We start from the raw sequence: 12,529 nt of genomic DNA, 5'->3' as shown, positions 1-12,529 counted from the left end.
CACCGGCAAGGGCCACCGTCGTTGGACGGGTAGGTGCTGTGGCGGGAGGGGCGGGATCATGCCGAGACGACTGCCTGTGGTGTTGGTCACCGGGTCGGTGTTGGCGTTGTGGGCGGCTCCCGCGGCCGCTCAGGTGGCGACGACGCCGGTGCCGCCGCCCGCGAATCCGAGCGCGCCGCCCGCGTCGGCTCCGGTGGGGCCGCGGCCGTTGGGGCGGGCGGTCGGGGATGCGGGGACCGGGTTGGCGGTGGTCCGGGTGCTGCCGAACTCCGCTCCCACCAAGACGATCATGCCGGGGGCCGGGGACAAGCTGCCGCGGCAGCCCGCGGTGGAGGTGGGGTTCGGGCTGGCAGGCGCGCAGGCCAACTCGGAGGCTTACCTGTCGTACGAGAAGGCGATAGCGCAGGCCGCGCCGGGTGGGGTCGCGGTGGGTGGGGCCGGTCCGCAGGCGCCGGGGGCGTTGGCACAGACGGCGCCGCCGGGCAACCAGGAGCCGCGGACCGGGGGGATCAGTCCTCCCGCCACACCGTTGGTCAAGGCCGGGGCGCTCAGCGGGAGCGTGCGGGCCCGGTGGAGCGACACTCTCGGGCCGTGTGTGGGGACTATCGCGGACTCGACTACCGAGTTGGCGAGTCTGTCGGCGTTGAACGCGATCCCGACGCTGCCGGGGGTCACCGACCTGACCGGGGTGTTCGACGCGCCGGGCTTGGACGCCGCGGGCGACCGGGCGGTCGTGGACGGGCTCAAGCGGCTGACGGGGCCGTTGAGCACGCTCGGCGGCGTGCTGGGCGACCAGAGCGCGCTGCTTAGCCTGCCTAACACCCTGTCGGCTAGGTCTGTCGTCGAGCTCGTGGATATCCCGGGGTCGGCCAACAAGGCGGTCCAGTCGACGTCGACGTTGCGGGTGGCGTCGGTGAAGGTGCTTGCCGGTACGCCGTTTGAGGTGTCGGTGAACGTGGTCAGCCAGCCGACGCTGCGGGTGACTTCCACGGGAGACGCGACCACGTCCTCGGTGGCGTACACCGCGCCGGTGCTGGAAGTCGTTCAGGGCGGCAAGAGCCTGGGCAGGCTGGACGCGGCGAACCCGGAGCTGGACATCCCGGTCGGCATCCCGCTGCCGGGCGCGCTGCCGGGCCTGGACGACCTGCCGATCGTCGGCGCCCTGTTGGCCGACGGTAAGGGAGTGCAAGAGGCGCTGGCGAACGGGCTCAAGAAGCTGGATCTAGGCGTGCTGCGGCTGTCGGTCGCCGGGCTGAGTGAGAAGCGCGAGCAGGCGACGGAGCCGTTCCACGGCTACCGACTCGGCGCCACCGCGCGGATGCTGGACTTGCGGGTGCTGCCGACCGACGCGCTGGGGCTGCCGAACCTGCCTCCGGCTCTCGCGCGGGTCTCGCTGGGCGAGCAGGTCGCGCGGGCGTTCGCCCCGACCGGCGGGGTGGTGTGCGGGACCGCGACGCAGACACCGCAGAGCCCGCCCGCGCCCGCCCCGCAGGGGATGGCCACACCGCCGCTGGCCTACACGACCGCCGCCTACCACTCGGTGCCGCTGTTCTGGACCGGCACGGCGCTGCTGCTGGTGGGCGTGGTGCTGGTGGCCGCGCTGCCCCGGCGACGTAAGACGTAATAGGTAAGACGGACCGCTGCTACCCGAAATAGAGGGCTGTCACCATCGCCTCTATAGCGATCCTCGGTTTGACGTTCATCTCTAGCGCCTCTCGGCAGTGCAACACCGCTTCCAGCCGCCGCAGCGTCGACTCCGGGGTCCACTTGGCCGCCGCCTGCGCGCTGCCCTCGGCGTGATCCGGGTGGTTCAAGGCCGCCGACGATCCCGACGCGGTGACCAGGACATCCCGGTAGAAGCCGGCCAGGTCGACCAGGGCGAGGTCCAGGGCGTCGCGCTGGGTTCGGGTGGCGCGCGACTTCTGCCGCTTCTCCAACTCCTTGATCGCGCCCGCGCTGCCCCGGGTGGCGGACGCGGCGCCCTTTCCGGTGCCGCCGTGGCCCATGGCCGTCTTGAGGGCTTCCTTCTCCGCCTCGTCGCGGGAGCCGCTCACCTCGCTGGCGTCAGTCTCGGCGGCCTTGACCAGGTCGTCGGCGCAGTCGAAGACGTCGGAGAGCCTGCGCAGGTTCAACGGGATGCGCAGGACCTTCGCGCGGCGGTCGCGGGCGGCGGTGTCCGCAGCCAGGCGGCGGGCTCGGCCGACGTGGCCGCCGCAGACCGACGCCGCCCACACTGCCGTGTCCGCATCAACGCTGTCGCGGTAGCGCAGGACTTCGGCGATGGCGTCGGGCGCCGGGGTGCGGAGCGCGATCGACCGGCAGCGGGACCGGATGGTGACCGACACGTCTTCCGGGTGGTCGGAAGGCGCCGCCAAGAGGAACACGGTACGCGGGGGAGGTTCCTCCACGGCCTTGAGCAGCGCGTTAGCCGCGCCCTCGGTAAGCCTGTCCGCGTCGGTGATGATGACGACCTGCCAGCGCCCGCTGGTCGGCCTGCGCGCGGCGGTCTGCACCAGGGCGCGCATCTCGGCGACCGAGATCGACAGGCCCTCGGGCACCACCAGCCGCACGTCGGCGTGGGTGCCGGACATGCTGGTGTGGCAGCCCTGGCACTCGCCGCAGCCCGGAACCTCTTGGCCTGCCGTGCATTGGAGAGCGGCGGCGAACGCGCGGGCCGCGACAGACCTACCGGAGCCAGGTGGTCCGGTGAAGAGCCAGGCGTGTGTCATGCCCGCCGCGGTGCCGGTGCCGTCGACCAGTCCGGCAGCGGCCGCCGCCGCCGTGCTGAGGATGTCCACGGCCTCGGGCTGGCCGACAAGCTGTGACCAGACGCCCGCCATCAGCCTGTCTCGACCGGGGTCGGGGCGTCGGGGACGAGCCGGGCCAGCTTGCGCCCGGCGACGGTGGTCTGGACGGCCAGGCGGACCCGGTCGGCGACGTCCTCGGGGGACCCGTCGCCGTCGACGACCACATAGCGGTCGGGATCGGCCGCGGCCATGTCGGTCAGCACGCTCTTCACGTGCCAATGATGCTCCGAGTTCCCCGAGCGCGGACGCAGGGTCGCCGGGTCGCGGTCGAGCAGCACCGTGATGTCGGGGCGCAGCCGGGACGTGGCCCAGTCGGCGAGGCCTTCCAGCTCGGCCGGGTCGAGGCCAGCCGCGGCGGACAGGTGCGCGAGCGGGCTGTCGACAAACCGCTCCATGACGACCAGGGCGCCGCGGTCGAGGGCGGGCTGGATCTCGCGTTCCACCAGGTCGGCGCGGACCGCGGCGGCGGCGAGGGCTTGGGCGCGGGGGCTGGTGAGCCGCGCGCCCATGAGGACGGCGTGCAGGCGGGCGTCGTCTAAAGCGGGGTCGGTGGCGAGCAGGACTTCCTTCGTCCCCGGCCCGCGCAGCCAGTCGGCGAGCAGGTGCGCCTGGGTGGAGGTGTCCAGGTGGGTGTCGCCCTCGACCGCGATGAGCATCCCGGAGCTGCGGCGCGGCTTGCGGCGGATCGCGGCGAGCAGGTCGGCCAGGATCGTCTCGGAGCGCCGGTCGTCCATCTGCCGGTAAGCAACGACGCCCGCCAGGACCGCGAGGACCGCGGCGCCCAGCAGCACCGGGCGGGTGCCGTCCACGACCATCTCGCGGCCGAACAGGGTGATGCTGTGCGGCCGCACCAGGCCCACCAGGACCGGCGTCAGCGCCATCGCGCCCGCCAGGATGAGCTTCATCAGCGACTGGTAGATCGCGTTGATCCGGCCGCGGATGGCATCCTCGACCTGGGTGCCGATGATCGTGACGCCGGTCAGGAAGGCCGCGCCCGCACATGCGCCGAGGATGGCGACGGTGACCAGCGAGACGGCGAGGTGCGGCGAGAGCGCCACCAGGACCAGTGCCAGTCCGGCGACCACGATCGCGATGCCGAACAACCGGTTGTGCGGCAAGCGCCGGGCGACCTTCGGCGAGCCGGTCATGCCACTGGCGAGGCCGATGAACAGCGCGACGAACAGCAGGCCGAACGACGACAAGCCGCCGAGCAGGCTGTTGGCGTAGAGCTGCGCGGACCCGACCAGCGCCCCGGCCGCGGCGAACGCGCCGATCATGCCGATGAGCAGGCCGCGCACGATCGGGGTCGTGCGGACGAACCGGCCCGCGTCGCGGACCATGGCGAGGAACCCGGACTGCTCGACCTGTTGCTCGGCGCCGGGAGCCGCCGGGGCCACGACGCGGCGGGACAGCTCCGGGATACGGGTGGCGATGAGGACGGCGCTGGCCAGGTAGAGCAGACCGACGATGATCAGGATGACCCTGCCGATGCCCATCCCGATCGCGTCGGGGCGGATGTTGAGGTTGGTGCTGACACCGGTGATGGCCGCGTAGAGGCCCGCGCCGCTGATGACCGAGATGCCGTAGGTCATCACCATGCCGAGCTGGTTGGCCGTCTCGACCTGGTCGGGCCTGCGCAGCAGGTTGGGGACCGCCGCCTCCTTGGACGGAATCCACAGCAGCGCGCAGCAGCCGACCAGGAAGTTGCCCACGAACAGCCACACCGGCGAGCCGACGATGGCGATCGACAAGAGCAACCCGCACCGCCCGATGTCGGCGAGAGCCATGACCTTGCGGCGGTCGAACCGGTCGGCGAAGATCCCGCCGAGAGGCGCGAACAGCAGGCCAGGCAGCAACTGGGTGAGCACGACACCCGCGAACGCGAAGCTCTGGGCCTTGTAGTCCTGGGTCATCTGCGCGGCGAACCCGGCCAGCGCGAGCAGCGACATCCAGTCGCCGACACTGCACAGGTACGTGACACCCCACAGCCTGCGGAACGGGCGGATGGCCAGCACGCTGCGGGCACGGTGCGCCATGGACGCGCCCGCCCCCGCGCCCGTCTTCTCGTCCTCGCTCAGGCCGCCGCTGATGCCCGCCACCCACTTCCCACGCCGTAGCCGCTTCCAGCGTAACCGGGAGGCGTGTCCTGCCTGGTCAACCGGGTGGCCCATAGCCGGTGGCCGTCCAATGACACTCAGCAAGCACCACCGCCGACCCCTTCACTGGATCGGGTGGATTCCCGGCATCACCGACAGCTAACCATCCGCGGCGGGCGGAGGGCGTCACATCGGGTGATCCCGCCGCGGGTCACGACTTCGACTTGGCCGGAGTCTTCTTCGCGGGGGCCTTGCGCTTGGCGGGCGCGCGCTTGGGGGCGGGGCCCTTGGCGCGCTTCTCGGCGAGCAGTTCGGCGGCGCGCTCGTCGGTCAGCGTCTCCACGCTGTCCGCCTTGCGCAGGGAGGCGTTCGTCTCACCGTCGGTGACGTACGGGCCGAAGCGCCCGTCCTTGATCACCATCGGCTTGCCGGACACCGGGTCGTTTCCGATCTCGCGCAGCGGCGGCGCGGCCGCCGCGGCCTGCCTGCCGCGCTTCTTCGGCTCGGCGTAGATCTTGAGCGCCTCGTCCAGGCCGATGGTGAAGATCTGGTCCTCACTGGTCAGCGAGCGCGAGTCGGTGCCCTTCTTCAGGTACGGCCCGTAGCGCCCGTTCTGCGCGGTGATCTCCTCGTTGGATGCCGGGTCGACGCCCACCACGCGCGGCAGCGAGAGCAGTTTGAGCGCGTCGTCGAGCGTCACCGTGTCCAGCGACATCGACTTGAACAGCGAGCCGGTGCGCGGCTTGGGCTTGGCAGGCGCCTTCGCGCGGGTCTTCTTCGCGCCCTCCGCGGGCGCCGGGGGCTCCTCCGGCTCGGGCAGGACCTCGGTCACGTACGGCCCGAACCGGCCTTCCTTGGCCACGATCTCGTGCCCGGTGACCGGGTCGACGCCCAGCGAGCGGCCCTCCATCGGGGTGGCGAACAGCTTCTCGGCGATCTCGACGGTCAGCTCGTCCGGCGGCAGGTCCTCGGGCAGGTTCGCCCGCTGCGCGACGCCGTCGACCTCGCGTTCCAGGTACGGCCCGTACCGGCCGACGCGCACGACGACCGGGCGGTCTTCGGCGTCGGCGAACACCTGGATGGAGTTCACCTCCTTGGCGTCGATGTGCTCGACGCCGGAGCCGACCAGCTTCTTGAGCCCGCCGGAGCGGCCGACCGAGCCCTCCGGGCCGACCGAGCCGCCGAAGTAGAAGCCGGACAGCCAGTCGGTGCGCTGCTGGGTGCCCGCTGCGATGCCGTCGAGCTCCTCCTCCATGGCGGCGGTGAAGTCGTAGTCGACCAGCCGCTCGAAGTGCTGTTCGAGCAGGCCGATGACCGAGAACGCGATCCAGGACGGGACCAGCGCGGAGCCCTTCTTCCACACGTAGCCGCGGTCCTGGATCGTGTTGATGATCGAGGCGTAGGTGGACGGGCGGCCGATGCCGAGGTCTTCGAGCGCCTTGACCAGGCTCGGCTCGGTGTAGCGGGGCGGCGGGCTGGTGTTGTGCCCGTCGGCTGCCAGGTCCCGCGCGGTGGCGGCCTGGCCCTTGGTGAGCAGCGGCAGCCTGCGCTCGGCGTCGTCGGCCTCGCCGCCCGCCTCGGTGTCGACCGCCTCGACGTACGCGCGGAGGAAGCCGGGGAAGGTGATGGTGCGGCCGGAGGAGGAGAACACGCACTGCTCGCCGCTGGCGGCGGCGCCGCTGATGCGCACGGTCATGGTCGTCCCGCGCACGTCGGCCATCTGCGAGGCGATGGTGCGCTGCCAGATCAGCTCGTACAGGCGGAACTCGTCGGCCTCAAGCTCGGCCGCGACCTGCCCCGGGGTGCGGAAGACCTCGCCAGCGGGGCGGATGGCCTCGTGCGCCTCCTGGGCGTTCTTGACCTTGCGGGTGTACTGGCGCGGGGTCGGGTGCACGAACTGCGCGCCGTAGAGGTCGGTGGCCTGCGCGCGCGCCGCGTCGATCGCCGTCTCCGACAGCGTCGTGGAGTCGGTTCGCATGTAGGTGATGTAGCCGTTCTCGTACAGCCGCTGCGCGGTGCGCATGGTGCGGTCGGAGCCGAACCGCAGCTTGCGGCCCGCCTCCTGCTGCAGAGTCGAGGTCATGAACGGCGCGTACGGCTTGCGGGTGTACGGCTTCTCTTCGACGCTGGAGACGGTGAGAGCCGCGCCTGCCAGAGCCTCGGTAAGACGGCGTGCCTCGACCTCTTCGAGCAAGAGGACCTCGGCGCCAGCTTTGAGCTTGCCGTCCTGGCCGAAGTCGCGGCCGGTGGCCAGGCGGGTGCCGTCGACAGACAGCAGGCGCGCGCCGAACGTGGGCGGCTCGGCGGTCTTCCCGGCGTCCATCGTCGCCGAGATGTCCCAGTAGTTGGCCGCGACGAACGCCATCCGCTCGCGCTCGCGCTGGACCACGATCCGGGTCGCCACGGACTGCACCCGGCCTGCCGACAGCCTCGGCATGACCTTCTTCCACAGGACCGGGCTGACCTCGTAGCCGTAGAGCCGGTCGAGGATGCGGCGGGTCTCCTGGGCGTCGACCAGGTCGCGGTCGAGTTCGCGAGTGTTCTCGGCCGCCGCGCGGATCGCGGGCTCGGTGATCTCGTGGAACACCATCCGGCGCACCGGGACCTTGGGCTTGAGCGCTTCGAGCAGGTGCCAGGCGATGGCCTCGCCCTCGCGGTCGCCGTCTGTGGCCAGGTAGAGCTCGTCCACGTCCTTGAGCAGGCCCTTGAGCTCGGTGACCGTGGACTTCTTGTCCGGGGTCACGATGTAGATGGGCTCGAAGCCGTTGTCGACGTTGACGCCGAGGTTGGACCAGGCCTCGCCCTTGTACTTCTCCGGGACCTCGGCCGCCTTGCGCGGCAGGTCCCGGATGTGCCCCCGGGAGGACTCCACGACGAAGTTGCGGCCGAGGTAGGAGGCGATCTTGCGGGCCTTCGCGGGCGACTCGACGATCACCAAACGCCGAGGCGCGGCGCCGTCGGCGCCGCCGCCGTTTCTCTTCGTCCCTGTCGACCCAGCCACGCTGTCCCGCTCTCTGTAAACCCCGTATCAAGCCTGCGTCAGCCAGTCAGTGTGCACGCCGCGCAGAGAATGCCCTATTCCAGGTTGCCCTGCGCTGGAGATCGGCCGACGAAGTATGAACCTTTACCACCTCTAGCACGGTCAAGACACGACGCGCATCCGGGAAACCGCCGGCCACTGGTCCGCGCAGCCCTGGTCGGCAGGCGGGCCGACCAGTTCGAGCAGCCTGCCCAGCCGTCTGCGGCCGGTGACGCGCAGGGCCGGGCCCTCGTCCCCCATCGAGTGCATTACCGCAGGTAGACCGCATTGGGTTAACGCCGCGACAAGAGGCTCGTGGGTGTCGGGCGCTTCAGGGTCCAACGGCAGAAGGTAAGAGCCTTCCGCCCACCGGCCCGCCGCCAGCACCCACATGCGCAAGATCGCGCCGTCCAGCCCGAAACCGCGGGGCACCGACTTGGCCGAACCGGTGGTCCACGCCGCGGCCAGCGGGGCGAGGTCGGACCGGAACGCGGTGCGCAGCAGGGGCCGTCCGACCTCTTCGCACACCTTGACCTCGGCGGCGACACCCCGCTCGGCGCAGGCCCTGACCAGGGCGTTCGCCCGCCAGGAGGCATCGACGGCGAGGGAGAGCCGGGCGGTCGCCTTGGCGAAGACGATCGTGCGGCCATGACCGCACAGCAGACCCGCCAAATCGGCGACCCGGGGAGTGGTCGCCTCGGCGGAGAAGAACGACATCTGCCGTGCCACGGCGGCCAGAGTAGAACACGAGTTCGATCACGGTAAAGCGCGGCGGAATCGGTTCAGCGACGCAGCGCGGGCACTTCGGCACAGCGCGGAGCCTGTTCGGCCCAATGGGTGAAGTCAGAATCACCGTCGACAGCGAGCGGGTCGGCGGCGGCGACGGCCTCCAGCCGAGGGGCGATTTCGCTCACCACCCGCGCCACGGTGTCGGCGTCTTGGGCACCGTCCAGGACTGTCTTGGCCTCGGTAAGCGGCCGCCGTAGCCCCTCGTAGGCGTCGCCCGCGGTCCGGGAGACTCGGTCGCCACCATCTATAGGTGACTGCCCGAGGCCTCTTACCGCTTCGACCGCGCGTCCCAGACCCTCGGTAAGAGTGCCCAGGTAAGCGCTGAGCGTGTTCTTGACCGCCGCCGGGTCCCCGGTGTCGATCGGCGGCGGCGCGGTCGCTAGAGCGGCGTTCGCGTCGGCCACCGCCGCGCACAGCCGGTCGGCCCACGCGGTCTTGGCCGCCGGGGCGGGCTCGGGTGCGGACGTGCAGGCCGCCGCGACAAGCACGAGGCTCGTCGCGGCGGCCGTCACCGCTGTCCTGATCGGGCTGTCCTCGCTCAGGAGGTCGGCCTGGGGCTCGCCGTCTCCGACGGGGACTCCGAGGCCGCCTCGGACTCTGGCTCGGCGTCGTCCAGCTTCTTGCAGGTCGGCGCCGCCTTGAACGCCTCCTCCAGCTCCTTGTTGCCGCGCAGGCCCTTGGTCGGGTCCTCGAGGTCGCCCAGCTTCTGCAGGTCCTGGCCGACCTGCAGGAAGCCCGACTGGAACGCGGCCGGGTCTGCGGTGTTGACGCCCTCGAGCTTGACCTTGGCGCCGTCCACGATCTTCTTGGCCTCGTCCAGCGAGCCGACCGCCTTCTCCGACAGCTGGTCACCATTGGCGACCGGCGGGTCGCCCGCTTCCTTGAAGCTCGCGGTCATCGAGTCGAGCGCGCCGGAAAGCTTGTCCAGGTACGCGCTCATCCCCGCCTTGGCCTTGTTCGGGTCGGTCCCGTCGATGTCCTTGGGGCCGTCGTCCAGCTCATCGACATGCGGGGCGACCGACGAGCACACCTTCTCGGCCCACGCGACCGCGTCGCCGTTCGCCGAGGTTCCACTCGTGGTCGTGGCCGCCGGGGCGCTGGTGGTGGTGGCGCCCGGGGCCGTGCCGGGGTCGGAACCGCACCCTGCGAGGCCGAGCGCGAAGGCAGCGGCCGTCGCGGTTGCCGCGACGAGACGACGCACCATGTCAAGTTCTCCTTGCATCAATGATCCGGGACCCGCCCCGGCGACGATCCGATGCTCGCAGGCCGATGATCAGGCCGCACGTCGAAAAAGGCCGGTTCCCTCGGTGAGGGAACCGGCCTCGTTCGACAGGGTGATCTACACGCTCGCGGTGGTCTCCGCCGGAGTGTCCGCGATCGCCGTGCCGCGCCGCTTGGACACCACGACGGCCGCGACGATCAGCACGACCGCCACCAGCGCGATCGTGACACGCAGCCCCGTCGAGGCGTCCGAGCCGACGGAGAAGGTGACGATGGCGGGCGCGATCAGCAGCGAGACCAGGTTCATGACCTTGATCAGCGGGTTGATCGCCGGGCCTGCGGTGTCCTTGAACGGGTCGCCAACGGTGTCGCCGATGACGGTGGCCGCGTGCGCCTCTGAGCCCTTGCCGCCGTGGTTGCCGTCCTCGACGATCTTCTTCGCGTTGTCCCACGCGCCGCCGGAGTTGGCCAGGAACACCGCCATGAGCGTGCCGGTGGCGATGGCGCCGCCGAGATAGCCCGCCAGCGGGCCGACGCCGAGGCCGAAGCCGACCGCGATCGGGGCGAGCACCGCGAGCAGGCCGGGGGTGGCCAGTTCGCGCAGCGAGTCGCGGGTGCAGATGTCGACGACCTTGCCGTACTCCGGCTTGGTGGTGCCCTCCATGATCCCGGGGATGTCGCGGAACTGGCGGCGCACCTCGAACACGATCGCGCCCGCCGCCCGGGTGACGGCGTTGATCGCGAGACCGGAGAACATGAACACGACGGCCGCGCCGATGCCGATGCCGACCAGCACGTTCGGGCTGAACACGATGAAGGAGAACGCGCTGCTCGGCGCCTCCCCGATGCTCGACCCGACCTTCGCCAGCGCCTTGCTGATCGCGTCCTGGTAAGAGCCGAACAACGCCGTCGCGGCAAGCACCGCGGTGGCGATCGCGATGCCCTTGGTGATGGCCTTGGTGGTGTTGCCGACCGCGTCGAGTTCGGTGAGGATCTGCGCGCCCTCGCCGTGCACGTCCCCGGACATCTCCGCGATGCCCTGCGCGTTGTCCGAGACCGGGCCGAAGGTGTCCATCGCGACGATGACGCCGACGGTGGTCAGCAGGCCGCAGCCCGCGAGCGCGATCGCGAAGAGCGCCACGAGAATCGAGCCGGAGAGCAGGAAAGCGCCGTAGACCGCGGCGCCGATAACCAGAGCGGTGTAGACAGCGGACTCGAAGCCCACCGAGATACCGGACAGGATGACTGTCGCGGCACCGGTAAGAGAGGTCTTGCCGACGTCCTTGGTCGGCTTGTGGTCGGTGCCGGTGTAGTAGCCGGTAAGCCAGAGGATCGCGCCCGCGAGCACGATGCCGATGATCACCGCGACGGCCGCGATCAGCGCCGGGCTGCCGGTGATGTTCCGGGTCTCCGCGGCGCCGAGGTCGGCGAACGAGTTCGGCAGGAAGATGAACGCCGCCGCCGTGCACAGCACCGCCGAGACCAGCGCGGAGATGTAGAAGGAGCGGTTGATCGCGGTCAGGCCGCTCTCGCCCGTCCTGGCCTTGGTGATGTAGACGCCGAGCATCGCGGTGAGCACGCCGATCGCCGGGACGATCAGCGGGAACAGCAGGCCGGACGCGCCGAACGCGGTGCTGCCCAGGATCAGCGCGGCGACCAGGGTGACCGCGTAGGACTCGAACAGGTCGGCGGCCATGCCCGCGCAGTCGCCGACGTTGTCGCCCACGTTGTCGGCGATGGTCGCGGCGTTGCGCGGGTCGTCCTCGGGGATGCCCTGCTCGACCTTGCCGACCAGGTCGGCGCCGACGTCGGCGGCCTTGGTGAAGATACCGCCGCCGACCCGCATGAACATCGCGATCAGCGCGGCGCCGAAGCCGAAGCCCTCCAGCACCTTGGGCGCGGTTCCGGTGTAGACGAGCACGACGATCGACGCGCCGAACAGGCCGAGCCCGACGGTCGCCATGCCGACCACGCCACCGGTGCGGAACGCGATCTTGGTCGCCTTCTCCCGGCCGCCTGCCTCGTTGGCCGCGGCGGCGACGCGCAGGTTGGCCTGCGTCGCCAGCCACATGCCGAGGTAGCCGATGGAGAACGAGAAGACAGCGCCCACCAGGAAGAACAGTGATCGTCCTATCCGTTCACCCGCGCTGTCGGCGGGTAGCAGGAACAGCAGCAGGAACACGGCTGTGCCGAAGATGAGAAGTGTGTTTCGCTGCCGTTTGAGATAGGCCGCCGCGCCCTCTTGGACCGCTTTGGCTATCTCCTGCATCTTGAGAGTGCCTTGGCCCGCGGCCAAGACCTCCTTGAGCAAGACATAGCCGACGGCGAGAGCCGCGAGGGCGATCACGGCGACCACGACGACGACACCGCGGTCGCCGCCGGTGAGCGTCAGATCCGCCGCGAGGAACTGCCCGGACATCCGTCCTCCTGATGATCTGCCTGTTACAGCGCCGACATCCGCCAGTACCACACGACGTCCACCGACCCCGTTTTCACGTGTCCGCCACCACAATCGGTGGGATGTCGGCGGAGTCTATTGGTAAGGCGGATCACATACGCGAGCTGTCCCTTACCGTGCACGGTACGTGACACAGAGC

At 70.6% G+C, this 12,529-nt stretch carries 8 protein-coding genes; 1 reads left to right on the top strand and 7 read right to left on the bottom strand.

Going from position 1 to position 12,529, the window contains the following annotated elements:
- The first annotated feature begins 58 nt into the window (after positions 1 to 58).
- Complete coding sequence (locus BLS56_RS27230; protein ID WP_175483072.1) at positions 59 to 1,624, top strand: hypothetical protein; 1,566 nt, start codon at positions 59 to 61, stop codon at positions 1,622 to 1,624.
- A 19-nt stretch (positions 1,625 to 1,643) separates the two neighbouring features.
- On the opposite strand, the gene BLS56_RS27225 is transcribed toward BLS56_RS27230, so the two are convergent.
- From BLS56_RS27225 to BLS56_RS27195, 7 genes are all read right to left on the bottom strand, one after another.
- Positions 1,644 to 2,840, bottom strand: a complete 1,197-nt coding sequence (locus tag BLS56_RS27225; RefSeq protein ID WP_091456602.1) for a DNA polymerase III subunit delta' — start codon at positions 2,838 to 2,840, stop codon at positions 1,644 to 1,646.
- Complete coding sequence (locus BLS56_RS27220; RefSeq protein WP_091456750.1) at positions 2,840 to 4,843, bottom strand: bifunctional MFS transporter/dTMP kinase; 2,004 nt, start codon at positions 4,841 to 4,843, stop codon at positions 2,840 to 2,842. Before BLS56_RS27220 ends, BLS56_RS27225 begins: the two co-directional genes overlap by 1 nt.
- A gap of 271 nt (positions 4,844 to 5,114) precedes the next feature.
- Entirely contained in the window at positions 5,115 to 7,904 is a 2,790-nt protein-coding gene (topA, locus tag BLS56_RS27215) for a type I DNA topoisomerase (protein WP_091456600.1), read from the bottom strand.
- Between the two features lie 141 nt (positions 7,905 to 8,045).
- The gene (locus BLS56_RS27210) at positions 8,046 to 8,651 is read right to left on the bottom strand and encodes a hypothetical protein (protein WP_228771981.1); all 606 of its coding nucleotides are present in this window, start codon (positions 8,649 to 8,651) and stop codon (positions 8,046 to 8,048) included.
- A gap of 53 nt (positions 8,652 to 8,704) precedes the next feature.
- Positions 8,705 to 9,223, bottom strand: coding sequence for a hypothetical protein (locus BLS56_RS27205; protein ID WP_091456596.1), 519 nt, complete (start codon positions 9,221 to 9,223; stop codon positions 8,705 to 8,707).
- Positions 9,224 to 9,249: 26 nt separating this feature from the next.
- Positions 9,250 to 9,915 (bottom strand): hypothetical protein, encoded by a 666-nt coding sequence (locus BLS56_RS27200; protein ID WP_091456594.1) that lies wholly within the window; start codon positions 9,913 to 9,915, stop codon positions 9,250 to 9,252.
- A 135-nt stretch (positions 9,916 to 10,050) separates the two neighbouring features.
- A complete protein-coding gene (locus tag BLS56_RS27195) occupies positions 10,051 to 12,351 on the bottom strand; it encodes a sodium-translocating pyrophosphatase (protein WP_091456591.1) in 2,301 nt (766 codons plus the stop codon).
- Positions 12,352 to 12,529 lie beyond the last annotated feature (178 nt).

This window comes from Actinokineospora iranica (assembly GCF_900101685.1).
In the GTDB taxonomy this organism is placed as follows: Bacteria; Actinomycetota; Actinomycetes; order Mycobacteriales; family Pseudonocardiaceae; genus Actinokineospora; species Actinokineospora iranica.
Note: the sequence above shows the minus strand (reverse complement) of the source record. Positions and strands in the feature narration are given on the sequence as shown.

What these genes read in the sequence shown, in the direction of transcription:
- BLS56_RS27195 (WP_091456591.1), bottom strand. Translation starts at nt 12,351, where the DNA reads ATGTCCGGGCAGTTCCTCGCGGCGGATCTGACGCTCACCGGCGGCGAC.
- BLS56_RS27225 (WP_091456602.1), bottom strand. Translation starts at nt 2,840, where the DNA reads ATGGCGGGCGTCTGGTCACAGCTTGTCGGCCAGCCCGAGGCCGTGGAC.
- BLS56_RS27220 (WP_091456750.1), bottom strand. Translation starts at nt 4,843, where the DNA reads ATGGCGCACCGTGCCCGCAGCGTGCTGGCCATCCGCCCGTTCCGCAGG.
- BLS56_RS27230 (WP_175483072.1), top strand. Translation starts at nt 59, where the DNA reads ATGCCGAGACGACTGCCTGTGGTGTTGGTCACCGGGTCGGTGTTGGCG.
- BLS56_RS27200 (WP_091456594.1), bottom strand. Translation starts at nt 9,915, where the DNA reads ATGGTGCGTCGTCTCGTCGCGGCAACCGCGACGGCCGCTGCCTTCGCG.